At 52.5% G+C, this 23627-nt stretch carries 24 protein-coding genes and 1 CRISPR repeat array; of the genes, 8 read left to right on the top strand and 16 right to left on the bottom strand.

Annotated elements, in window-relative coordinates:
* Window positions 1–21 precede the first annotated feature (21 nt).
* Window positions 22–762 (top strand): HesA/MoeB/ThiF family protein, encoded by a 741-nt coding sequence (locus B2U47_RS00120; RefSeq protein WP_296673979.1) that lies wholly within the window; start codon window positions 22–24, stop codon window positions 760–762.
* Between the two features lie 47 nt (window positions 763–809).
* Here the strand turns inward: B2U47_RS00120 and B2U47_RS00115 are convergent, their stop codons facing one another.
* From B2U47_RS00115 to fabD, 11 genes are all read right to left on the bottom strand, one after another.
* Window positions 810–2291: a DegQ family serine endoprotease gene (locus B2U47_RS00115; RefSeq protein ID WP_296673978.1), complete on the bottom strand. Its 1482-nt coding sequence runs from the start codon at window positions 2289–2291 to the stop codon at window positions 810–812.
* A gap of 90 nt (window positions 2292–2381) precedes the next feature.
* On the bottom strand, window positions 2382–2753 hold the full coding sequence (locus B2U47_RS00110; RefSeq protein ID WP_296673976.1) for a PilZ domain-containing protein: 372 nt from the start codon (window positions 2751–2753) through the stop codon (window positions 2382–2384).
* A gap of 54 nt (window positions 2754–2807) precedes the next feature.
* Window positions 2808–3746, bottom strand: coding sequence for a DNA polymerase III subunit delta' (gene holB, locus B2U47_RS00105; protein WP_296673974.1), 939 nt, complete (start codon window positions 3744–3746; stop codon window positions 2808–2810).
* On the bottom strand, window positions 3743–4369 hold the full coding sequence (gene tmk, locus B2U47_RS00100; protein ID WP_296673992.1) for a dTMP kinase: 627 nt from the start codon (window positions 4367–4369) through the stop codon (window positions 3743–3745). Before tmk ends, holB begins: the two co-directional genes overlap by 4 nt.
* Window positions 4370–4380: 11 nt before the next feature.
* On the bottom strand, window positions 4381–5430 hold the full coding sequence (gene mltG / locus B2U47_RS00095) for an endolytic transglycosylase MltG (protein ID WP_296673973.1): 1050 nt from the start codon (window positions 5428–5430) through the stop codon (window positions 4381–4383).
* On the bottom strand, window positions 5427–6236 hold the full coding sequence (gene pabC, locus B2U47_RS00090; RefSeq protein ID WP_296673971.1) for an aminodeoxychorismate lyase: 810 nt from the start codon (window positions 6234–6236) through the stop codon (window positions 5427–5429). The genes mltG and pabC overlap by 4 nt, the downstream gene beginning before the upstream one ends.
* Window positions 6223–7566: an aminodeoxychorismate synthase component I gene (locus tag B2U47_RS00085; RefSeq protein ID WP_296673968.1), complete on the bottom strand. Its 1344-nt coding sequence runs from the start codon at window positions 7564–7566 to the stop codon at window positions 6223–6225. The genes pabC and B2U47_RS00085 overlap by 14 nt, the downstream gene beginning before the upstream one ends.
* Window positions 7567–7572: 6 nt before the next feature.
* A complete protein-coding gene (gene fabF / locus B2U47_RS00080; protein WP_296673966.1) occupies window positions 7573–8817 on the bottom strand; it encodes a beta-ketoacyl-ACP synthase II in 1245 nt (414 codons plus the stop codon).
* 80 nt (window positions 8818–8897) lie between these two features.
* Complete coding sequence (gene acpP, locus B2U47_RS00075) at window positions 8898–9134, bottom strand: acyl carrier protein (RefSeq protein ID WP_296673964.1); 237 nt, start codon at window positions 9132–9134, stop codon at window positions 8898–8900.
* An 81-nt stretch (window positions 9135–9215) separates the two neighbouring features.
* Entirely contained in the window at window positions 9216–9971 is a 756-nt protein-coding gene (fabG, locus tag B2U47_RS00070; RefSeq protein ID WP_296673961.1) for a 3-oxoacyl-ACP reductase FabG, read from the bottom strand.
* Window positions 9971–10918, bottom strand: coding sequence for an ACP S-malonyltransferase (gene fabD / locus B2U47_RS00065; RefSeq protein ID WP_296673959.1), 948 nt, complete (start codon window positions 10916–10918; stop codon window positions 9971–9973). Before fabD ends, fabG begins: the two co-directional genes overlap by 1 nt.
* Window positions 10919–11134: 216 nt before the next feature.
* On the opposite strand from fabD, the gene infA reads away from it, so the two are divergent.
* On the top strand, window positions 11135–11353 hold the full coding sequence (gene infA / locus B2U47_RS00060) for a translation initiation factor IF-1 (protein WP_002706917.1): 219 nt from the start codon (window positions 11135–11137) through the stop codon (window positions 11351–11353).
* Between the two features lie 48 nt (window positions 11354–11401).
* Here the strand turns inward: infA and clpA are convergent, their stop codons facing one another.
* The 3 genes from clpA to icd form a co-directional block, all read right to left on the bottom strand.
* Window positions 11402–13693 (bottom strand): ATP-dependent Clp protease ATP-binding subunit ClpA, encoded by a 2292-nt coding sequence (gene clpA / locus B2U47_RS00055; protein ID WP_296673956.1) that lies wholly within the window; start codon window positions 13691–13693, stop codon window positions 11402–11404.
* A gap of 4 nt (window positions 13694–13697) precedes the next feature.
* Complete coding sequence (gene clpS, locus B2U47_RS00050) at window positions 13698–14051, bottom strand: ATP-dependent Clp protease adapter ClpS (protein WP_414717874.1); 354 nt, start codon at window positions 14049–14051, stop codon at window positions 13698–13700.
* Window positions 14052–14210: 159 nt separating this feature from the next.
* A complete protein-coding gene (gene icd, locus B2U47_RS00045; protein WP_296673952.1) occupies window positions 14211–15464 on the bottom strand; it encodes an NADP-dependent isocitrate dehydrogenase in 1254 nt (417 codons plus the stop codon).
* Between the two features lie 543 nt (window positions 15465–16007).
* Here icd and B2U47_RS00040 point away from each other — a divergent pair.
* The 4 genes from B2U47_RS00040 to B2U47_RS00025 are packed head-to-tail and all read left to right on the top strand — an operon-like array spanning window position 16008 to window position 19090.
* On the top strand, window positions 16008–16544 hold the full coding sequence (locus B2U47_RS00040) for a hypothetical protein (RefSeq protein ID WP_296673951.1): 537 nt from the start codon (window positions 16008–16010) through the stop codon (window positions 16542–16544).
* The gene (locus B2U47_RS00035; RefSeq protein ID WP_296673949.1) at window positions 16544–16909 is read left to right on the top strand and encodes a hypothetical protein; all 366 of its coding nucleotides are present in this window, start codon (window positions 16544–16546) and stop codon (window positions 16907–16909) included. Before B2U47_RS00040 ends, B2U47_RS00035 begins: the two co-directional genes overlap by 1 nt.
* Window positions 16899–18371: an FtsK/SpoIIIE domain-containing protein gene (locus B2U47_RS00030; RefSeq protein ID WP_296673947.1), complete on the top strand. Its 1473-nt coding sequence runs from the start codon at window positions 16899–16901 to the stop codon at window positions 18369–18371. The genes B2U47_RS00035 and B2U47_RS00030 overlap by 11 nt, the downstream gene beginning before the upstream one ends.
* Entirely contained in the window at window positions 18368–19090 is a 723-nt protein-coding gene (locus tag B2U47_RS00025) for a hypothetical protein (protein WP_296673945.1), read from the top strand. Before B2U47_RS00030 ends, B2U47_RS00025 begins: the two co-directional genes overlap by 4 nt.
* A gap of 36 nt (window positions 19091–19126) precedes the next feature.
* On the opposite strand, the gene B2U47_RS00020 is transcribed toward B2U47_RS00025, so the two are convergent.
* Both B2U47_RS00020 and B2U47_RS00015 read right to left on the bottom strand, forming a co-directional pair.
* Window positions 19127–20641, bottom strand: a complete 1515-nt coding sequence (locus B2U47_RS00020) for a fumarate hydratase (protein ID WP_296673944.1) — start codon at window positions 20639–20641, stop codon at window positions 19127–19129.
* 4 nt (window positions 20642–20645) lie between these two features.
* Window positions 20646–21485 carry an ATP-binding cassette domain-containing protein gene (locus tag B2U47_RS00015; protein WP_296673941.1) on the bottom strand — a complete coding sequence of 280 codons (840 nt, stop codon included), beginning with the start codon at window positions 21483–21485 and terminating at the stop codon, window positions 20646–20648.
* 61 nt (window positions 21486–21546) lie between these two features.
* Between B2U47_RS00015 and B2U47_RS00010 the strand changes: the two genes are divergently transcribed.
* Window positions 21547–22209, top strand: coding sequence for a TRADD-N-associated membrane domain-containing protein (locus B2U47_RS00010; RefSeq protein WP_296673939.1), 663 nt, complete (start codon window positions 21547–21549; stop codon window positions 22207–22209).
* Window positions 22210–22224: 15 nt separating this feature from the next.
* The gene (gene lepB, locus B2U47_RS00005) at window positions 22225–23145 is read left to right on the top strand and encodes a signal peptidase I (RefSeq protein ID WP_296673931.1); all 921 of its coding nucleotides are present in this window, start codon (window positions 22225–22227) and stop codon (window positions 23143–23145) included.
* Window positions 23146–23237: 92 nt separating this feature from the next.
* Window positions 23238–23561: a CRISPR direct-repeat array (repeat unit 37 nt; unit sequence GTTTCAATCCACTCCCGACTAAATAAGCCGGGAGAAT).
* Window positions 23562–23627 lie beyond the last annotated feature (66 nt).

Here is a 23627-nt window from a genome sequence, read left to right as displayed (position 1 = left end):
ACCCCCACTGAATAATACCTCATGAACGATGAATTACTCCTGCGTTATAGCCGCCAGATTTTAATGCCTGAAATTGATGTCAGTGGACAGGAACGTTTACTGGCGGCACGGGTACTGGTAATCGGCATGGGTGGCCTCGGCGCCCCCGTAACCTTGTATCTGGCTGCTGCCGGAATCGGACATCTAACCCTGGCGGATTTTGATAGTGTGGATCTGACCAACCTGCAACGGCAAGTCATCCATACCACTGCCAGCATTGGTCAACCCAAGGTGGAATCCGCCCGTCAGGCTGCGCTGGCGTTGAACCCCCATGTACAGATACAAGTCATTCGTAAAAAACTGGAGTATTCTGAATTGCTTGGCACGGTTTCTGCGCATGACGTAATAGTTGATTGCAGCGATAACTTCCCTACCCGTTTTGAACTTAATCTTGCTTGTCAAACGCTGGGCAAACCGCTGGTGTCAGGAGCCGTGATCCGTTTTGAGGGGCAAGTTACCACTTTTGATTTCCGCGACCCTGCCAGCAGTTGTTACCGCTGCTTGTATGGGGAACAGGGGGAAACGGAAGACACATGCAGCACCACCGGCATCCTCGCCCCTGTGGCTGGCATCATTGGCAGTATGCAAGCCACAGAAACCCTGAAACTGCTGCTGGATCTGCCTACCCTGAGTGGCCGCCTGTTATTGCTGGATGCGAAATACATGCAATGGCGGGAAATGCGTTTGCGCAAAGACACTGCCTGCCCGGTATGTGGCAAATAAGGTTTGCAAAAAAACCTGCCGGGGCTAGCCCGGCAGGAGTCTGGCGCTTACGGTTTTCTGTTTACCGCGATGAAACGGGTTTTACCTGCCTGCATGACCAACATTGCCAGCGGCTTGTCCGTTGGAGCACTGCTGACTACTGACTTGAGTTCCTCGGCTGAACGCACAGGCGCATTATTGACCGAAATAATGATGTCACCCTGTTTCAACCCGGCTTGCTCTGCCGGGCTGTCAACCAGCACATCCTCAATCATGACACCATACTCCAGTTTGTTCTCCTTCAACCCCGCAGCATCCAGCGTGGCAACGGCAACACCCAACATGCCTTTTTCCTGGGCAGTAGCCATCGCCAGCTTGCCGGGTTTGCCATCCTTGTCAGCCAGCTTGTCGATAGTTACGTCCAGCGTTTTTTCTGCACCCGCACGCTGGATTTTGACCGGAACCTGTTTGCCTACTGGCGTGTTACCTACCAGCAGCGGCAAATCCGATGCCGTCTTGACGACACCTTCGCCAAAGCCGATGATGATGTCACCTGCCTGAATCCCTGCTTTGTCTGCCGGGCTACCGCGCTGCACGCTGGCAACCAGTGCACCACTCGGCTGATTCAGGTTAAAGGAACTCGCCAGTTCCTGACTGATGTTCTGGATTTCCACGCCCAACCAGCCCCGACTGACCTGTCCGCCACTCTTGAGCTGATCCACAACATTTTTCGCCACATTGATGGGAATGGCGAAAGAAATCCCCATGTACCCCCCACTGCGGCTGTAAATTTGTGAATTCACCCCCACAACACGCCCATTCAGGTCAAACAGGGGGCCACCAGAGTTGCCTGGATTAACTGCAACGTCAGTCTGGATGAATGGCACGTATGTGCCATCCGGCAAGCTGCGTGACAGGGCGCTGACGATCCCTTGGGTGGCAGTATGGTCAAGGCCAAAAGGTGCACCAATGGCAACCACCCACTGCCCCACTTCCAGCCCGCTGGAATCCCCCAGTTGAACCGTTGGCAAGTTATCGGCTTTCACCTTCAGCAAAGCAATGTCACTGAGCTTGTCAGTACCTATCACCTCGGCAGGCAAGTCACGTTTGTCACTCAAGCCAACCTTGATGGATTTGGCATCTTCCACCACATGGGCATTGGTCACGATATAGCCATCTGCTGAAACAATGAAGCCAGAACCAGTTGCCTGCATACGGCCTTGGGGTTTCATTTCCGGCAAACCACGGAAAAAGCGCTCGAACTCCGGTGGCAAGCCTTCCGGCAGGGCATTAGCCATGCTACCACCTTCCACGCTGATATTGACAACGGCAGCACTGTTTTGCTTGATCAGGGTGGTCAATTCAGGCGGGGAACCGCCGGTTGCAACCGGGGCAGGTACTACGGCCGGGACAGCAGGTGTTGTTGCCGCGATGGGTGCTGAGGGCGGTGCGGCAGGCGGTGCTACTTCAGCCATGACTGGCACGCTGGCAAGTACCACAGCGGAACACATCAACAGACCTGCGACTAGGGCACGTTTGTTTGAACGCATTGGGTATCTCCTGTATTGGATTGTTCTATGGCACAAATAATGCCAGTCAGAACCTTACAGGGGGATTGCGGAAAGGTTACAGAATGTTAATCAGTAATCAGGATTCGTGGCAGGCTGCTTGACCAGATCACCCAACACGTCTTCCAGAAACTGCTTGATGCGAAAACGGTGTTCGCCGGTAAATTGCAGACCGACACCGGGGCTGCCGCCTCTTTGACCAACACCCGTCGAGATCCATACAACCCGCCCAGGAATCAGCAATTTCTTGCCTTCTTCGACCAGACGCAAATGCAGGGTAATCTCATCGTGGAGTTTGAATTTTTCTGTGGTGGGCACGAAAACGGCTCCGTCCTTGATGAACGGCATATAACAAGCGTGCAATGCAGATTTTTCACTGATTGCCATAGACAGGCTGGCAGCAGGTTTTTGTACTCCACCGGTTGCCTGATGCGCTTCGCCCATTGTCCTCCCCAAATATCCCTGATGATCACATAACGGTTGGTTCTGATGAGAATATCAATGCCTTACCTGCCATAACATTAACATGGACTCCACGTACAAACGCGGGTTAAGCGGATGAGTGGCAAGTTGCTTAAGTTCCAGCAGCTTTTCATGCATGTTCCACAAATTTTTAGCGGCGATACCATGTTGTAGGCGGGATAAAACCGGGTCTGCCGAGGCTTCCCGCTTGATAGCCCCCAGCAGACACTCCAGTTGCCAATCCAGCAACAGGCTTTTATCGAACTTTTCCCAATGAGCTGAAACCCCGGTAATGTTGCCGTCGCCCTGCACCATTTGCAGCAAATGCTGGAACCACTGGTTGCGGTTGGTAAGCATGTCTGTGCTGTCTAGTTCCAGTGCAGCCAGGGGTCTGCCGTGTGCGGTTTCCAGCAAGGCCGGAGCAGGATGCTGCAAGGCATGGGTCTGTAACCATGCCAACGCAGCGGTATGTTCCGGCAGTGGCAAGCGTACTAGCTGGCAGCGGCTACGGATAGTCGGTAACAGGCTGGCAGGATGCGCCGTCAGCAGCAGGATATGGGTTCCATCGGCAGGCTCCTCTAGTGACTTCAGCAGGCTGTTGGCAGCATTGATGTTCATCCGGTCTGCCGGGCTGATCACCGCAACCCGGCGGCTACTGTAACTGCGACTCAACCCAAGGAAATGGTTTAGTTCACGAATTTGCTCAATCAGGATGGACTGGCGTTCCTCCTGCAAACCCACAAACAGATAATCCGGGTGTGCCTGCCCTGCGAATACCTGACAATTACGGCAATGTCCGCAAGCGTGCCCTGCCGCATCAGGCTCACTGCATAACAAGGCTGCTGCCATTGCATGAATGAAGTCTTCATTACCGCAGCCATTTTCACCGGTAAACAGCAAGGCATGATGCAAACGGTGGCTGTGACGCATCCGCCGGATTGACTCCCACGCACTGGCTTGCCACGGATAAATCATCCCTGCGTGCACTCCCGCAAGATACGCTCGGCCACCTGTTGCAACTGCACCCTGACCTGTTCCAACGGCTGGGCTGCATCCACCAGTGGATAACGGGCTGGCATCTGCTCCGCTCTGTGTCGATAACCGTCACGGATACGTTCAAAAAAGGCGGCATGTTCCTGTTCAAAACGATCTGCCCGCCCGCGAGCCTGTGCCCTTGCCATACCAGTTGTCACATCCAGATCAAACAGGATAACGTAGTCCGGGCGCAGCGTTCCTTGTACCCATCGCTCCAGTTCCGCGATACGTTGCAAGGAAATGCCGCGCCCATAGCCCTGATAAGCATAGGTGGCGTCGGTGAAACGGTCACAGATGACCCATGTTCCCTGAGCTAATGCGGGCAGGATTTTCTGCTGCAAATGCTCATTGCGGGCAGCAAACATCAACAGCAGTTCCGTATCCGCGTGCATGGCGGGCAAATCCGGGGACAACAGCACGGCACGGATTGCTTCACTGACATAAGTACCACCTGGCTCACGTGTCACCAGTACATCCTTACCTTGTGAGCGCAAATAGTCTGCCAGCCAACTTGCATTGGTGCTTTTGCCAGCCCCTTCTCCGCCTTCCAGCGTAATAAACATACCGCGTTGCGTCACTGCATCGCTCCTTGTGGTGGGGTAACAGGCTGTTTTGCGTTCAGAATGTAACGTTTCACCGCAAGTTGATGTTCTTCATAGGTTGCAGAGAAATAAGACGCACCGCCGGGTGTCGTTGCTACAAAATACAAGACGTTGCTTTTGGCGGGATGCATGACGGCATCAATCGCCGCTTTGCTGGGGGTGGCAATCGGGCTGGGTGGCAGACCCGCACGGGTATAGGTGTTGTAAGGCGTATCGGTTTGCAGATCAGTCTTGCGGATATTGCCTGCATATTTATCGCCCATGCCGTAAATCACGGTTGGGTCGGTTTGCAACAACATACCTTTTTCTAACCGGTTGAGGAATACGCGGGCAATCAGCGGGCGCTCTTCTGGCAAACCTGTTTCCTTTTCCACGATGGAAGCCAGAATCAGAGCCTCATAAGGTGTTTTGATATATGGATTTTGCTCACGTCTATCCCATGCCTTCTGCAAATAGTCCCGCATGGCCTTGTGACTGCGCTGCAAAAATTCCAGGTCGGTGGTTTTGCGCGGGAAATTGTAAGTGTCTGGAAAAAACCAACCCTCCGCCTGCATTCCAGCAGCTTGCCCCAGTTTTGGCATGAGATCGCGGTAATCATCTTCACTCAGAGTTTGCTCTATCTGCGGGTGGGCGCGGATGGCATTCAGAATATCCTTGAAAGTTTTGCCTTCAACAATGCCTAACTGGTATTGCAAGGTTTGCCCGGAAACAAACTTTGCCAGCAGGTCATCTGGCTTCATACCGCTGTCAATTTTGTATTCCCCGGCTTTGAGTTTATGTGCCACATCGGTGATGCGTGCATGGGCAAGGAACAGAAAGCCGTGCTGCACAATCCCTTTTTCTTCCAGTTGGCTGGCAACTTGCCGGATATTGCTGCCGGGCTTGATCTCAAACACCTCTGTTGCCGGAGTCACCGCTACGGGTGTATCCAGAAACGTGTCGTATTGATACCAGAGCAGGAAACCTGTTGTTACTATCGCCGTAACCAGCAGGAAACCCAATAATTTGAATATCACTTTCATTGTAATGTCTGTATTGCCGCCTGCAAGTCTCGCAACAAGGGGGGCACTGGATAAGTTTGGTTGGAAAATTCACGCACAGGCCACAGGCCGATCAGGGAGTTTGTCATGAATAATGCCTGAGCTTGTGCCAACTCGGTTAGTGCTACGGCGCGAATGTCGCACCGCAGGCCAAAATCCGCAAGTGTTTGAATAATAAATCGCCGCATAATACCCGCGATACCACACAGGTGCAGGTCTGGGGTACACACACTGCCATCCTTGTGAACAATAAACAGGTTGCTCATCGTACCCTCAATCACGTGCCCCTGATAATCACAAACCAAACCTTCCTGGTAGTCATTGCCGAATTCAGCACGGGCAAGCACCTGTTCCAGACGGTTGAGGTGCTTGAATCCCGCCAAACGCGGCTGCTGTGCCAAACGGGTTGCACACAGAAACAGGCGAATACCATTTTCAGTATAACCAGCAGGCACTGCCGTGTAGTCACTGGTTTGCAAAATCCGGGTATTCCCTCTGACAGGGTTTGGGTTATACCCCCTTGAGCCTGAACCCCGCGTGATCATCAGCTTGAGCACACCGGACACCTGTACATGGCAGGCATGGTCAATCTCCGTCCGCAGCATTGCCCAGTCAGGTTGATCAATGGCAAGCGCACGCAAACCTTGCTGCAAGCGCTCCAGATGCCATTCCAGCAATTGTGGCTGGCCTTGCGTAACTGCCAGCGTTTCCCAAACGCCATCACCGTACAGCAAACCCCGGTCAGTAACAGACAGGCAGTCGCTAGCAACACCATTAACCCAAATCATGCCCAAGCGCCCTGAGCAAACCGCGTGCCTTGTGACGGGTTTCCTTGAGTTCATTGGCTGGCGCGGAATCAATCACAATCCCTGCACCGGTACGGAATTGCAGATGCTTGCCCTGCAAAGTCATGGTACGGATCAATATATTCAAATCCATGTCGCCGTTATGGTTCAGATAGCCAACCGAGCCGGTATAAGCGCCGCGTGGCGTCTGCTCCAGTTCGGCAATGATTTCCATACAACGCACTTTAGGGCAGCCTGTAATCGTACCGCCAGGAAATACCGCACGTATTACCTGCCCCGGTGTTACCCCATCACACAAGTTGCCCTGCACATTGGAAACAATGTGGTGTACGTGCCGATAACTTTCGACCACCATTAACTCGTTTACCCTGACTGAGCCGTATTCACAAATACGCCCCAGATCATTGCGCTCAAGGTCAATGAGCATAATATGCTCGGCACGCTCTTTGGGGTGGGCAATCAACTCTTCCAGCAATGCCTGATCACGCGCGGTGTCATCACCACGCGGGCGCGTTCCGGCAATGGGACGCGTATCAACCAAGCCAGCTTCCACCTTGACCAAGCGCTCTGGCGAAGAACTGATGATAGCAAACTCACCGAAATCGGCCAGGCACGCAAACGGAGCGGGGTTGGTAGAGCGCAAGCTACGGTACAGAGCAGCAGCCAGCTTGTCTGTGGGCAATTCAGCCCGCCATGCACGTGACAGATTGACCTGGAATACGTCACCAGCGGCTATATAGCTACGGATACGTTCAACACCAGAGAGGAATTGCTCAGGAAGGTCTTCGCTTAAAGAATCCCCACTTAACATCCCCATGTCAGAGGATGGACAAGAAACATACTCATCAATGTCTATCAGAATACTTGAAAATTCCCTCCCAAACCCTTCTTCTGCAAAAACAATTGTTTCATTCGAATGATGATCGACAATCACCACTGCCGGAATTCGTACCGCTAGCGCAATCGGCAAACCAGTCTGTTGTGAAGGCAATTTCAGGCTTGGCTCCAGTTGCCCCACCAGTTCATAGCCAAGATAGAGAAACCACCCGCCCCGAAATGGAATCCCTGATTCCTCCACTGGCAATGAGAAGCCAGCAGATGCTTCCTGTTTCCATACCTCATCCAGTCTGGTGCAAAAACTTGCTTCTGCCAGATCATCCAGACGCAAAGTTTCCTGCGGAAACGCAAACAACAGGCTGTAACGGGCATGGGGAGAGGTGGATACACTTTCCAGCAGGAAAGGATAACGGGCGGGACTTTGCTGGTGAAGGGCGAGCAGGTCATGCCCGCCCTGAAAGGTTTGCTTGTGCAAGCAGACTCAGATCTTCTTGAAAATCAGGGTTCCGTTAGTACCACCGAAACCGAAGGAATTGCTCATGGCAATATCCACGCGGGTTTCACGGGCAACGTTGGGAACATAATCCAGATCACACTCGGGATCCTGATTTTGCAGGTTAATGGTAGGTGGCAACACCTGGTCACGGATAGCCAGTACGCTGAACACGGCTTCAATACCACCCGCCGCCCCCAGCAAATGCCCAGTCATGGATTTGGTAGAACTGACCGCGACCTTGTAGGCATGATCGCCCAAAGCGCGTTTCGCTGCCATGGTTTCAGCCTTGTCACCCGCAGGTGTGGATGTACCATGCGCATTGATGTAGTCAATGTCGGTGGCATTCAAACCGGCATCTTTCATCGCATTGACCATGCAACGTGCTGCGCCTTCACCGCCTTCAGACGGGGAAGTCATGTGGTAGGCATCACTGCTCATGCCGTAACCAACCAGTTCGCAGTAAATGCGTGCGCCACGTTTTTTAGCGAATTCGTATTCTTCCAGTACCAGTACACCTGCACCGTCACCCAGAACGAAACCATCACGATCAGAATCCCACGGGCGGCTGGCAGCTTCCGGGTCATCATTGCGGGTAGACAGCGCACGGGCAGCAGCGAAACCGCCAATACCCAGTGGGGTGGAACCCATTTCTGCACCACCGGCGATCATTACGTCCGCATCACCGTAGGCAATCATGCGGGCTGCATCACCGATACTGTGAGTTGCAGTCGCGCAAGCCGACACGATCGACATGTTGGGGCCTTTCAGGCCGTACATGATGGAAAGGTTGCCCGCTACCATATTGATGATGCTGGCTGGCACAAAGAAAGGGGAAATCTTGCGTGGGCCACCGTTCACAAACGCCATGTAGTTACGTTCAATCGTTTCCAGACCGCCAATGCCAGACCCCATCAGCACACCGATGCGCTCGGCATTTTCTTCGGTTACTTCCAAACCAGCGTCACGAATGGCATCAACACCAGCACCAATGCCGTAATGGATAAAGGTATCCATTTTTTTCTGGTCTTTTGGCTTGATGTAATCGTCAGCGTTAAAACCCTTGACGTTACCGGCAATTTGCACACTGAAAGCACTGGCATCGAACAGGTCAGGACTGATACGGTTAATCCCGCTGCGACCAGCTTTGATATTGTCCCACGCTGTTTCCAGCTTGGAACCCACAGGCGAAACGATACCCAGCCCTGTTACTACTACACGTCGCTTAGACAAACTTATGCCCCTATCTTTGCTTTAAAATCAGGAAAACCGCAGCCTGCTTTCAATACAAACTGCGGTTTGCAAACAGGAAATTAACCCTGTGAGGCTTTGATGTAGTCAATCGCAGCCTGGACAGTAGTGATTTTTTCTGCTTCTTCATCAGGGATTTCAGCACCGAATTCTTCTTCCAGTGCCATAACCAGTTCCACGGTGTCCAGAGAATCCGCGCCGAGATCGTCGATGAAGGAAGAAGAGTTTTTCACTTCTTCTGGATCAACACCCAGTTGCTCAACTACGATTTTCTTGACGCGCTCTTCGATATCGCTCATGGTTTTTCATTCCTCGTAAATAAAAGATGTTCGGTAACAGTGGAGTATTGTATTTAAAACCCGTGCATCATGCCAGCAGGTTTAAGCCATATACATACCACCATTGACATGAATTGTTTCGCCGGTCACATAAGCCCCCAAAGGTGATGCCAAGAACAACACCGCACCTGCAATCTCCTCAGGTTGCCCTAAACGGGTCAGCGGGATGTTTTGCAGCAAGTTGTTGCGCTGCTCTTCTGACAATTCACGGGTCATGTCGGTATCAATGAAACCCGGTGCAACCACGTTGACCGTAATATTGCGTGAGCCAATTTCCCGCGCCAGTGATTTGGAAAACCCAACCACACCCGCCTTAGCTGCTGCGTAGTTGGTCTGCCCCGGATTGCCGGACGCTCCCACCACAGAAGAAATGGAAATGATGCGACCTTTTTTGGCTTTGGTCATGCCACGCAAACAGGCTTTACTCATGCGGTAAATGGAAGTCAGGTTGGTGGTGATGATGTCATCCCACTCTTCGTCTTTCATACGCATCAACAGATTGTCGCGGGTAATGCCTGCATTGTTTACCAATACTGTCACTGCCCCCAACTCCGTACCAACGGCTTTGACTACCGCTTCAATGGAATCCTTGTCGGCGACATTCAGCACCATGCCCTTGCCACTGATACCTGCTTCCGCCAGATAGGCAGAAATGGCTTCGGCACCTTTCTCGCTGGTGGCAGTACCTACCACTGTTGCCCCTGCCTTGCCCAACGTTTCGGCGATGCTGCGACCAATGCCACGGCTTGCGCCTGTCACCAGGGCAATTTCACCCTGTAAACTGATAAGAGAATCCATCAGGCGTTTGCCTCCTCACAAAGTTTCAATGCTTCTTCCAGTGTTTTGCTGTCGTGTACGCAAACCGCACCCAGTTTACGGTCAATACGCTTGCTCAGGCCACTCAGTACCTTGCCTGGGCCAAATTCAATGGCAGCCGTAACTGCATATTCCTTCTGCAAACACTGGATGGTGTCAACCCAGCGTACCGGGCGGTAGAGTTGTTGCTCCAGTGCCACGCGGGTAGCCGCAACATCGGTACGCGCAGCAGCATCCACATTATGCAGGACAGGTACCTGCGCCGCAGCAAAAGCCGTAGCAGCCAGACGTTCAGACAGTTTTTCAGCGGCAGGCAGCATCAATGCACAGTGTGACGGTACGCTGACAGACAACTTGATGGCTTTTTTCGCCCCCATGTCAGTGGCAACCTGAATAGCGCGGTCAACGGCTGCCGCTGAACCGGCAATCACAACTTGTCCTGGCGAGTTGAAGTTGACAGCTTCCACCACATCGCCCTGCGCGGCCTGCGCACAAGCAGCAATCAGTTGTGCATCGTCAAGCCCCAGAATGGCTGCCATAGCACCCTGCCCTTCGGCAACCGCTGACTGCATCAGGCGGGCACGTTCCGCCACCAAGGCAACAGCATCAGCAAAATCCAGCACACCAGCAGCTACCAGTGCCGAATACTCGCCCAAACTATGACCAGCAACAGCGACCGGCTTGCAACCACCCTGCTTGAGCCATACATTCCAGACAGCCACCCCGGCTGCCAACATCAATGGTTGGGTGTTCTCAGTGCTGTTAAGTGCTGCCTCGGGGCCTTCCTGCGCCATTTGCCATAGATCTCTACCCAGAATGTCTGATGCCGTCTGGAAAATTATGCGCACTTCTGGGAACGCTGCACCCAATTCAGACAGCATACCCAGCGACTGGGAACCTTGCCCAGGAAAAATACCCGCGATTGTCATTTGTCGATTGCTCCAACAAGAAAAGTGGACGGACGCCTATGCCCCAGACCGTAAATTGGCCTATCCTAATAAAATCTGGTGGCCATGAAAACCGGCAAAGCAAGAAATCCTCCGCTTTGTCAGGCAAATATGCACAAGCAAAAGAAAAAGAGCTTGTCATCTGGCGTGCGGCAAGGATAATACGCCGTTTAGCATTTTCTACTATTTAAAGAACCTATGGCAAAAGAAGATTATATTGAAATGGAAGGCACTGTGGTTGAAACACTGCCAAATACAACCTTCCGTGTTGAACTGGACAATGGTCACGTTGTGAATGCCCACATTTCTGGGCGTATGCGCAAAAACTACATCCGTATCCTGACAGGCGACCGCGTGACGGTGCAGCTTACCCCTTATGACTTGACCAAAGGCCGCATCAGTTATCGCAACAAATAAAAATGCGCCCCTCAGGGCGCATTGGTATGTCAGCTCCACACCACGGTCTCAGGCTGGTACAGCTTCCGTAGCAGACATTTCAATCACCAGCCCGTCAGCGTCTGCCGATATTTCGACCCGACCACCCTGACTCAGCTCACCAAACAGAATGGCATCTGCCAACGGCTTCTTGATGTGCTCCTGAATGACCCGCTCCATCGGACGAGCACCCATCAAGCGGTCGTAACCCTTTTCTGCCAGCCAGTGGCGAGCAGCTTCATCGACAACCAGTACCACTTTCTTCGGCTCCAGTTGAGCCTCAAGACGGATGACAAACTTGTCGACCACGGAAGCCACCACTTCCGGCGTGAGGGCATTGAACTGGATAATAGCATCCAGCCGGTTGCGGAATTCCGGTGAAAAAGTGCGGTTAACCGCTTCAGAGGCATCCAGCACATGATCCTGCACCCGGAAACCCAGTGACTTGCGGCTGATGTTTTCCGCCCCCGCATTACTAGTCATGATCAGGATGACATTGCGGAAATCAATCTTGCGCCCATTGGCATCGGTCAATGTGCCATGATCCATGACCTGCAAAAGGATGTTGAACACATCCGGGTGTGCCTTTTCAATCTCATCCAGCAGTAAAACAGCATGAGGGTGTTTGTTGACGGCATCTGTCAGCAAGCCACCCTCGTCATAACCTACATAGCCAGGTGGCGCACCTATCAGGCGTGAAACCGTATGGCGTTCCATGTATTCGGACATGTCAAAGCGCAACAGCTCAAGCCCGAGACGCAGGGATAGCTGTTTGGAAACCTCCGTCTTGCCCACGCCAGTAGGCCCGGCGAACAGGAAAGAGCCAATCGGCTTGGTATCATCACGCAAACCGGAACGTGCCATTTTGATGGCGGCAGTCAATTGCTCAACAGCCTTCTCCTGCCCGAAAATGACCATTTTCAGGTCGCGCTCCAGCGTGCGCAGGACTTGCATGTCAGAAGAAGACACCGATTTAGGTGGAATCCGCGCAATTTTGGCAACGATGTCTTCAATGTCATGTACATTGATGGTTTTCTTGCGTGAAGCCACCGGTTGCAACTGACGGTTCGCTCCCGCTTCATCAATCACATCAATAGCCTTGTCAGGCAGATGGCGATCATTGATGTACTTAGCTGCCAGCTCGGCGGCTGCCTTGAGTGCAGGGAAGGTGTAACGCACATTGTGGTGCAGTTCAAAACGGGACTTCAAGCCTTTGAGGATTTCAATGGTTTCATCCACGCTTGGCTCATTGATGTCAATTTTCTGAAAACGACGCGCCAAGGCACGGTCTTTTTCAAAAACGCTGTGATACTCTTGGAAGGTGGTAGAACCGATGCACTTCAATTCGCCAGTAGAGAGCACCGGCTTGATCAGGTTGGAGGCATCCATCGTGCCACCGGAAGTAGCACCCGCGCCGATAATTGTATGAATTTCGTCAATAAACAGAATCGCATGAGGCTCTGACTTGATTTGCCGCAGAACAGCCTTGAGACGCTTCTCAAAATCACCCCGGTATTTGGTCCCCGCCAGCAACGACCCCATATCCAGTGAATAAATCACGGCATTGGCGAGTATCTCCGGTACTTCACCATCGACAATGCGCTTGGCAAGCCCCTCGGCAATGGCTGTCTTGCCGACACCCGCTTCACCAACCAGCAGTGGATTGTTTTTGCGACGACGGCACAGAACCTGCACAGTACGTTCGATTTCCAGATCGCGCCCAATCAAGGGGTCAATCTTGCCTTCCAGAGCATGATTGTTCAGATTGGTCGCATATTTTTCCAAAGGCTTGCCACCTTCCCCGCCTTCCGCATCAGTATCCTGCTGGGAAGCTGAAGATTGCTGGGCATCCTCCTCCCCGCCTCTGCCTATGGGTGGCTCTGACTGACGATCCTTGCGGATACCGTGGGATATGTAATTGACCACATCCAGACGACTCAGGCGATGCCGGGCAAGATAGTACACCGCGTGGGAATCGGGTTCGCCAAAAATGGCAACCAGCAAGGCATCTCCCGTTACTTCTCCCTTGCGGGAAGACTGGGCACTGTATACAGCCCGGTGGATAACCCGCTGGAATCCCAACGTCGGCTGTACATCACGACGGTCGCCATCAGGAATCAGCGGCGTATTTTCTGCCACAAACTGTTCAAGTTCCTTGCGCAGCAGTGGAATATCAACATTACAGGCACGCAATGCTTCGGCAGCACTGGGATTATCCAGCATAGCGAGCAATAAATGCTCGACCGTGACGAACTCGTGGTGTCTGTCACGTGCATCCCGAAACAGGGTGTTGATGGTATATTCTACTTCAGCGCTCAACATAAACTCATGCCTCTTCCATTGTACACAGCAAAGGATGTTGATGTTCACGCGCAAACCGGCTGACCTGCGCCACCTTGGTTTCCGCTATATCACGAGTATAGACGCCGCAGATGCCTTTGCCTTTGGTATGCACATGCAACATGATGCGGGTCGCATTCTCGCGATCCATGCCAAAGAATGTTTGCAGCACTTCCACCACAAAATCCATCGGCGTGAAATCATCGTTCAAAAGTATAACTTTAAAGCGTGGTGGTTCTTTCACCTCCGGGCGGGATTCTTGCACCGCTACGCCGGAATCGTGACCACCTTCGTGGTTGTCTTTGTGTTTCTGTGCCATTCCTGCTCTACCTGGCCCCATTGACGCATTGTTAACAGATGTTATAAACGGTTTGACCGTCCTCTGTCACTATCTATCCATTACATTGGTACTACTTGCACAAATGCAAGCACGTACATAAAAAAACAGGCGACACCAAGGCCGCCTGTTTTGCAAGGTTCAATCCGGTCAATGGATGGCTTACATGTTGGCAATCACATTGTCGCCGAATTCGGAACAGCTCAGCTCTTCCGCCCCATCAATCAGACGCGCAAAGTCATAGGTAACACGCCCGGAAGAAATAGCACCTGCTGTACCCTTGTTGATCAGGTCAGCCGCTTCAACCCAACCCATGTGACGCAGCATCATTTCCGCAGAAAGCACCAGCGAGCTGGGGTTTACCTTGTCCAGACCCGCGTATTTCGGTGCTGTGCCGTGAGTAGCTTCAAACATGGCGACGCTATCGGAAAGGTTTGCGCCTGGTGCGATACCGATCCCGCCAACCTGGGCTGCCAAGGCATCAGAAATGTAGTCACCGTTCAGGTTCAGCGTAGCAATCACGGAATAGTCTTGTGGGCGCAGCAAAATCTGTTGCAAGAAGTTATCTGCAATCACGTCTTTTACCGTAATGGTTTTGCCTGTTTTCGGGTTTTTGAAGGTACACCATGGGCCACCATCCAGTTCCACCGCACCAAATTCTTCTTTCGCCAGCTCATAGCCCCAGTTTTTGAATGCACCTTCGGTGAATTTCATGATGTTGCCCTTGTGCACCAGGGTCAGGGAGCTGCGGTCATTGTCGATGGTGTACTGGAGGGCTTTACGCACCAAGCGTTTTGTCCCCTCAGAAGACACCGGCTTGACACCGATACCGGAGGTTTCCGGAAAACGGATTTTGGTGACACCCATTTCCTTCAGCAGGAAGTCGATGACTTTTTTTGCTTCAGGAGAACCTGATGCCCACTCGATACCGGCATAAATGTCTTCGGAGTTTTCACGGAAAATCACCATGTCGGTTTTTTCCGGTTCTTTTACCGGGCTTGGTACACCATCGTAGTAACGGATCGGACGCAAACACACATACAAATCGAGATCCTGACGCAACTTGACGTTCAGGGAGCGGATACCACCACCAACCGGTGTAGTCAGCGGGCCTTTGATGGAAACGACGTATTCCTGGACGGCATGGACAGTTTCATCCGGCAACCAGACATCTTCGCCGTATACTTGGGTGGCTTTTTCACCAGCATAAACTTCCATCCACTGGATATTGCGCTCGCCCCCGTAAGCCTTTTCTACAGCCGCATTGACAACCTTGATCATCACCGGGCTAATGTCAACACCGATACCGTCACCTTCGATATAAGGGATAACCGGGTTGTTGGGAACATTCAGGGAGTAATCGGCATTGATCGTGATTTTCTCACCAGTGGCTGGAACTTTGATGTGTTGGTACATGAACTCTCTCCAGTTAACAATATTCTTTCTCAGAGCGCGATGGCGATTATAAAGGCGCAGCCCATCAATAACCAGTCAAAACAGTCAGCCAGCCCAACCGTAACCTGCATGTGTCGAAGACACACCTGCCAAAACCTGCCTTATGTCAATACACCCAACTATCTGCATAAAAATTCACAAAACAGGCCAGGAAAATATTCATCCGGCATTCATTCTTCTGCTACACTTCTGAGCGCTGATGCATACTGAAAGACTGTGTATCCCCAAGTTGATTTGATGAGTGTCGTGTTTGGGGAATATGGGTGTGGCTCAATTTTATACACCTGAAACATCTTGATGTTGTGCAATATTTTAGCAAGATGGGCGCGGTGAATAGTGTCGGCTTTCCTTGAATAAATGTCTACATTGCCTATTGCGGTAACTGCGCCATATTGTATTGTTTTTTACCTAAGGCGCGAGGTTAACCCCACCATGACGCAGCAAGTCATTGCTTGTGCATCCCTTACATATTCCTTCCAGTCATCCGTTGCAGGGGGTGTGTAAATGGCCATTTCAACTGTTGTTGAGCAAAAACGCACCCGCATTGCTACCGTATTAAGCACTAAGCCACTGTTAATGGGCATGAGTGCTGTTGATATTGGCTGGTTCTTCCATTTGCTGGCTGCCATGTGGATGGGCTACTTCGCTTTTCACGGGGAAAACCCACTTGAGTTTACAGGGCTTAATGCACCTCCTTACAAGATTGGGGTTGTTGCCATTGCCGAAGGCGCACGCGCCATCCTCAGCATGGCCAATGTCTGGGAAGAAGAAATCAACTGGGTTGCATCCACCGTCCTGGTGCTGGTACTGATGACTGCTGGTGGCGCTGACGTGAACCGTATTCCTCAGGCAGTGCCAGGCTTCCAGTACAACTCCAATATGGCTGTTGTCAGCAACAAACAATACGATATGAGCCAGTGCAGCTTTTACAGTGGCGTGCTCGGCAGACAATTGACCCAGCAGGAAAAGAATGAATGCATCCAGATGAACAATAATGGCAGTCTGGATAGCAAGTGGGCAAAAAACTGCGGGTGCAGTTGATGAGGCAAGAGTTGACTGATGGGCAGCGAGTGTTGATGGGAGAGCTGCTGCCCGTCCAGACATTTTCGCCCCCCCCACAGGAACCGGTACAAGTGCATGTCCATGTCGGAAGCAACGCCAATACGGCGGCTTCCGGCTTTTCATGGCTTGGTCTGATTGGTGCTGTAACAGTGGGTGTACTGGCATACTCCCTTTACCAAGGGCAGCCCGTGTCAGTGACCGTAGGACGTATTGAATCCGCCATCACAACCGCAGCCACACCACAATGGCTGGATGGCATGAAAGACTGGTGGGCGGAAAAAACAGCTCCGGTTGCTGAGAAACCTGCCAGTTCTGTTGCGGAGGCTCGCACTAGTGTCCCTTGAAATATCCAAAAAAATATCCGAACAGCAAAACATCAAAGAAACCTTTCTTGTCTGGTGTACCAAATACAAAGTGGGTGTATTGCCTGAAGCCTGGCGCACTGCCAAGCCCTCAGGCACAGATCTGGTTGACATGGCGAAACCTACCCTGATAGGCGTTCCCGTACTTATGGTGTTGTACCTGATCTGGGGTATCAACGGTTTTGCTACCGGGCTAGCGCTCATTGTCGGTTTTGCCATTCTGGATGCTACCCGCCCTTTACGTGGCGGGCACTGGCTGGGCAAACCGGAAGCAAAGACCAAGGAAGAGGAAGTCAAACGCCGCTTTCTGCTTGAAGAAGGCATGGATCCCGAAAAATGGTGGGGCAAAAAAATCCAGGATGCCCTGAATGCCCACAACATTAAGGCCAATGTGGTTGTGCTGGATACGTCCGGGGCTACACTGGACATGTACGAACTGGAAGTTCAGCAAGGTTACGACATCAACAACGTTGTAACCCTCGGCGACAATTTCGCCCGTTCCCTGAAACTCCCCAAAGGCAGCCATATCAGTATTGATGCCAATATCGGTAATGGTCGTGCAGCCATGTATGTACCCAAAACACAGTACCGCGCCATCCGCACTATTGAGATGCTGAAAGCAGCAGCACAATCAAGCCATACCCTACCGGGTCTGGTGGGTGAAGATTTGGTTGGCAACCCGTTGCTAGTTGACATTACCCATGCTCCTCACCTGCTGGTTGGCGGAGAAATAGGTATGGAACGTGCCGGACAAATGCTCAACATCTTGCTGGGGGCAAGCTATGCCATGTCACCAGACAGATTGCGCATCACCCTGATCGACCCCAAGCTGCTGGAATTGGCGGTATGTAACAACCTGCCCCACGTAGTCGAACCCGTCATTACCGAAATGCACAAGGCTTACAAGCGTCTGCTGCATATCCGTGAAATGATGCTCCAGCGTTGCGATGTGTTCAGGGAAGCAGGTGTCAGCAATATTGCCGCCTACAACCGCCGTTTCCCTGAAAAACCCATGCCCTACCACCTGATTGCTTTCAGCGAGCTGACCATCGGCCTGAAATGCAATGCCCCGGTTTCTGCGGATGATGACCGGGAAATTGGCGAAACCATCAAGGCGTTGCTGCTCGACATGATTGGTGCTGCCCCCACGCAGGAAGCCGGAATCCACTTCCTGTTCGGCATCCAGTGCTATGACCCCAAAACCTGCGGCGAAACCCTGCGTCAGGGTATCCCTTCCAGTATCGGAATGCGGGTACGTGCCCATGAGTTCAGTGAATTGCTGATCGGACAGAAAGGCTGCGAAACCTTGGGCGAACAAGGCGAGTGCTACGTGTTCATGTCAGGAGATGCAGCACCGAAACGGGCATTATCTGCCGCTGTTTCGGGCGAAGAAATCGAGCAGGCAGTAACAACCATCCAGGAAAAGTGGCAGCCGCAGGAATGAACAGCATCCATTACCATGTTGGCTCCCCTGTCAGAGCCTTCTCCCGGCATTGGCTGGCATTCACTGCGGGCATCGTCTTGTCCCTGCTGGCGGCGGGAACTGGCCTGCACTACAGCAATAGCCACGCGCCCCCTGGCACACTCAAGAAACTGATTCTGGAAGGTGAATCAGGCAGCCGTGGCTATAACAGTTACAACCGGGGTTCCATGCGTTGTGCCAAAAGCAACCGTGCGCCTTTGAACCTGACGGGTATGACGATTCGGGAAATCCAGTACTATCAGTCGTTGCCTTCCTGCTCCACACAAAAACTGCTGGCTGTCGGACACTACCAGATCATCCCGGAGACGCTGAACCACGCTGTCCGCGAACTCAACCTCCACCCTTCTACGCCCTTTAGCCCAGCCGTGCAGGACACTATTTTTGCCCTGTATCTGGCAAAGGAAAAACAGCCAGCCATTGACCGCTGGGTCAGGCATGGTCAGGATTTATATTCTGCCAAATATGCTGTAGCCCGCGAATGGGCAGCGTTCAAAGCGCCCAGCGGACGTGGGCTTTACGATGGCAAAGGCAACAACAAGGCGCGGATCAGCTCAACCCGTGTCGAAGGCGCTCTACGCAAAGCCAGGGATGATTTTCAGAAGCTGGTGGATGCCGGGCTTGACGAAGACACGGCTTATGCGAACGCATTAGGTATCCCGGTAGTGAAAAAGAACGGGTAAAGGCACAATGCTTGTTGTGCCTTTACCCTTCAGCAGTTATTTGCCAATCACACGCGCGTCAATGATCTGCTTCCACTTGGCGGGGCCGGTGGTATGCACAGATTCACCGTTGCTGTCGACGGCTACCGTCACAGGCATATCCTTGACCTCGAATTCGTAGATGGCTTCCATCCCCAGTTCCGGGAAAGCCAGCACTTTCGCACCGATAATCGCCTTGGAAACCAAATAAGCCGCACCACCAACTGCCATGAGGTAGACCGCCCCGAATTCCTTGATCGCCTCAATCGCTACCGGGCCACGTTCGGATTTACCAATCATGCCCAACAAGCCGGTTTCAGCCAGAATCTGGCGGGTAAACTTGTCCATACGGGTGGAAGTGGTCGGGCCAGCCGGACCGACAACCTCATCACGTACCGGGTCAACCGGGCCAACGTAGTAAATGAAGCGACCTTTCAGGTCAACCGGCAATTTTTCGCCCTTATTGAGCATGTCTACCATGCGCTTGTGGGCAGCATCACGCCCGGTCAACATCTTGCCCGACAGTAGCACGGTTTCACCTGGTTTCAGGTTGCGCACGTCTTCCGGGGTAATGGTGTCGAGGTTGACACGGGTAGCTTGCGCACCGCCTTCCAGCGAGATTTGCGGCCAGTTGGCAAGATCAGGCGGCGTTTGCAAGGCTGCGCCGGAACCATCCAGCACGAAATGGGTGTGGCGGGTAGCTGCGCAGTTGGGGATCATACACACCGGCAAGGAAGCGGCGTGGGTGGGGTAATCCTTGATTTTGACATCCAGTACCGTGGTCAAACCTCCCAGACCTTGTGCTCCCAGCCCCAGGTTATTGACCTTTTCAAACAGTTCCAGACGTAACTCTTCGATGCGGTTTTGCGGGCCACGCGCCTTCAGTTCATGGATGTCGATATGTTCCATCAGGGCTTCTTTCGCCATGACGGCGGCTTTTTCTGCCGTGCCACCGATACCGATGCCGAGCATACCCGGTGGACACCAGCCCGCTCCCATGGTTGGAACCGTTTTCAATACCCAGTCAACAATGCTGTCAGACGGGTTGAGCATCACCATTTTGGACTTGTTCTCGGAACCGCCGCCTTTTGCAGCCACATCGAATTCCACTTTGTCGCCGGGGACGATTTCGTAATGGATAACCGCAGGGGTGTTGTCTTTGGTATTTTTCCGCGCACCGGCAGGATCAGCGAGGATAGAAGCACGCAACACATTGTCCGGTTGCATGTAAGCGCGGCGCACGCCTTCGTTGATCATGTCAGCAAGACTCATGTCGCCTTGCCACTGCACATTCATACCGACCTTGACGAATACGGTGACAATGCCAGTATCTTGGCAGATCGGGCGGTGGCCTTCGGCACACATGCGCGAGTTCACTAGAATCTGCGCGATGGAATCCCTGGCTGCGGGGGATTCCTCACGTTGCCAGGCTTCATGCATGGCTTCGATGAAATCCATCGGGTGGTAATAGGAAATAAATTGCAGCGCGTCCGCCACGCTGGCAATCACGTCATCCTGTTTAATGATGGTCATGGCTCTACTCCTTGGGTGGTTGGTTGACTGCGGGCGGAGTACATTGTTGTTGTGGCGCACAATCGTAGGCGAAACCAGAGGCTGACAGCAAGTGTTGTGTATAGGAATGTTGCGGGTGGTAGAAAACATTTTCCACACTATTCTGTTCCACTACCTGACCGTGGCGCATAACGGCAACCCGGTCACACAAACCGCCTGCCAGTGGCAAATCGTGTGTAATCAGGATTAACGCCATCCCACGGCTGTGACCTATTTCCCGCAACAAGGCCATGATACTGGATTGTACCGTGACATCCAGCGCGGTGGTTGGCTCGTCGGCAATCAACAGTTCCGGCTGACACAGCAACGACATGGCAATCATCACCCGCTGGCGCATTCCGCCGGAAAGCTCATGTGGGTAGCTGCTGAAACGGCGAGCAGCATCGGAAATCTGCACCTGATCCAGCATGGCAATCGCTTGCTGGCGTGCTGCGCGTGGCTTTACGCCCTGATGTACTTCCAGCACTTCTGTCAATTGTCGCCCAATGGTCAACAGCGGGTTCAGCGCAGTCATGGGATCCTGGAAAATCATGCCAATGCGCTTGCCACGATAACGGTTGAGCACACCGGCTGGCTGATTCAGTAATTCTGTACCTGCAAAACGGATACTGCCGCTGGTACGGGCATTACGTGGCAGCAACCCCATCGCTGCATGGAACAGTTGGCTTTTGCCTGCACCTGATTCACCGACGACCGCGAGTGTTTCACCCGGCTCCAATGACAAATCCACTCCACGCACGGCTTCAACCCGGCCTTCTGGCGTATCGAAATGGACATGCAGGGACTCAATGGCTAATAACGGCATAACAGACTCTTTATTTTCAATCAGCTATAATGGGCACATCACCATAGGGAGACAAGCATAAATGATGAAGTCATCCGAAACCGAACAATTTAGCGTCAAACAACAAGCGGTACTGGAAAGCTTGTCCAAGACCGCTGATAACGATGTCAAGGGCATCGCAGTCAACCAGTTGAAACAGCTCAAGGAATACTATTCCCTGGCTCTTAATCAGGCAGCCCGCAGTTTCCGTATTGCCTTGATTGCCAGTGGTGTTGGGCTGGCGTTTTTCATGGTTATTATCGGCTACATGGTAATTAAAGAATCCGCTTCCGTAGAAATCTCAACAGCCGGAATCATCGGCGGGGCTTTATCCTCCTTCATTGCCGCCGTCAATTTTTTTCTGTATGGCAAAACACTGGAACAACTCAACACGTTTCAGGGCAAACTGGAAAACACCCAGCGTTTTCTGCTCGCCAACAGCCTGTGTGAAAATCTGGAAAACGCCCTGAAACAGAAAACCCGCGCTCGCCTGATTGGTAAGCTGGTGGGAGTTGACGACACCGATTACCTACGGGAACACAAAACATTTCCTGTTGGCAGCCACTCTACCGAAAACAACAGGCATGAATTCCATCCTGATCTGGACAGCAGCGGTGCGCCGTTACCCACTGAAGAGATAGCAGACAACGCCTCAGTACCAAGTGAGACCGTAAACACTAGTACGGTAGCAGCACGGGCGCAGTAACCCCCTAAATACCCGATGACAAACACTCCCACCACCAAACGCCGCAAGCCACTTGCCGCCTTGCTGATGTCGCTGATCCTGCCTGGTTTGGGGCAGTTGTATAACGGTGCAATCAACAAAGCTGTCTGGCTTTTTTTGATCATTACCTTGCTGAGCGTTCCCGCAGTCTTGCTGGCAACACTTTACTTGCCAGCCGACTGGATGATTCCCACCCTGCTGGGCAGCATCGGGCTAGTCTTGCTGGTGTGGTTGTATAGCATGGTGGATGCGTTTCGTAGCGCCCGTCGCCAGCCGGATTACGCCCTCCTAGGGTGGCAATGCAGCGGGGTTTATGTGCTGGTATTCCTTTTGTGGAACATGCTTGCCCTGCCCTTGCTGCTCGAATACGTGAGCAAGTATCAGGTGGAGTCATTCAAGGTTCCGTCAGCCAGCATGGAACCAACGGTAATGACCGGCGACATGCTGTTTGCCGACAAGCGTTACAACCGCCCCGGAACACGACAGGCTGTGCAACGTGGCGACATTGCCATTTTCGTTTACCCGAATGACCGTACCACCTATTTCATCAAGCGCATTGTTGGCTTGCCGGGCGACAAGATCCAGATTCGGAGTAATGAGGTATTGATCAATGGTAAATCCACCCGTGTATTATCAGAAAACGTGGCAGGCGGTCTGCGCGTAACGGAGACGGATGGCAAACGTAACTGGCAGGTTTTCTGGGCAAGCAACAAACCCACCTTGCTGCCCTCTGAGCTGACTGTGCCGCCGGGACAGGTATTCGTGCTGGGCGATAACCGCAATGACAGCCACGACTCGCGAGTATTCGGCACAATCCCCTTGCAGGATGTGATCGGCAAGGCACGACAGGTATGGCTGTCACTCGACAATAAGGCGCAACAGGTGCGCTGGGAACGTTCAGGCAAAGTGTTGCAGTAAACTGCCGCTATCATCCTTGATATACCAGCGTCAATTCACCAAAAAAGCCGGGAGAATAAATTAAGCACGTAATAAGATTGCAACATCAGCTTGTTTCAATCCACTCCCGACTAAATAAGCCGGGAGAATACCGCGTCAAGTTGAGGCGAGGCGGTTTGTAAGCCGTTTCAATCCACTCCCGACTAAATAAGCCGGGAGAATACCTCCGCCCATAAGCGGGGGTTTTCGCACATCAGGTTTCAATCCACTCCCGACTAAATAAGCCGGGAGAATGCTCGAGCAAATTGTCATGCCCGCGCATGACCCAGTTTCAATCCACTCCCGACTAAATAAGCCGGGAGAATGCGCGCGATACCAGTGGCACATTCAAAAACTCGTGGTTTCAATCCACTCCCGACTAAATAAGCCGGGAGAATACCATCAAACAAATCGGCACGGACTGGTAAGGGGGTTTCAATCCATCTCCTTATACACAAGTCAGC

It is taken from the genome of Thiothrix sp. UBA5583 (assembly GCA_002425225.1).
Classification (GTDB): Bacteria; Pseudomonadota; Gammaproteobacteria; order Thiotrichales; family Thiotrichaceae; genus Thiothrix; species Thiothrix moscowensis.
This window is presented reverse-complemented; position numbering and strand designations above follow the sequence as displayed.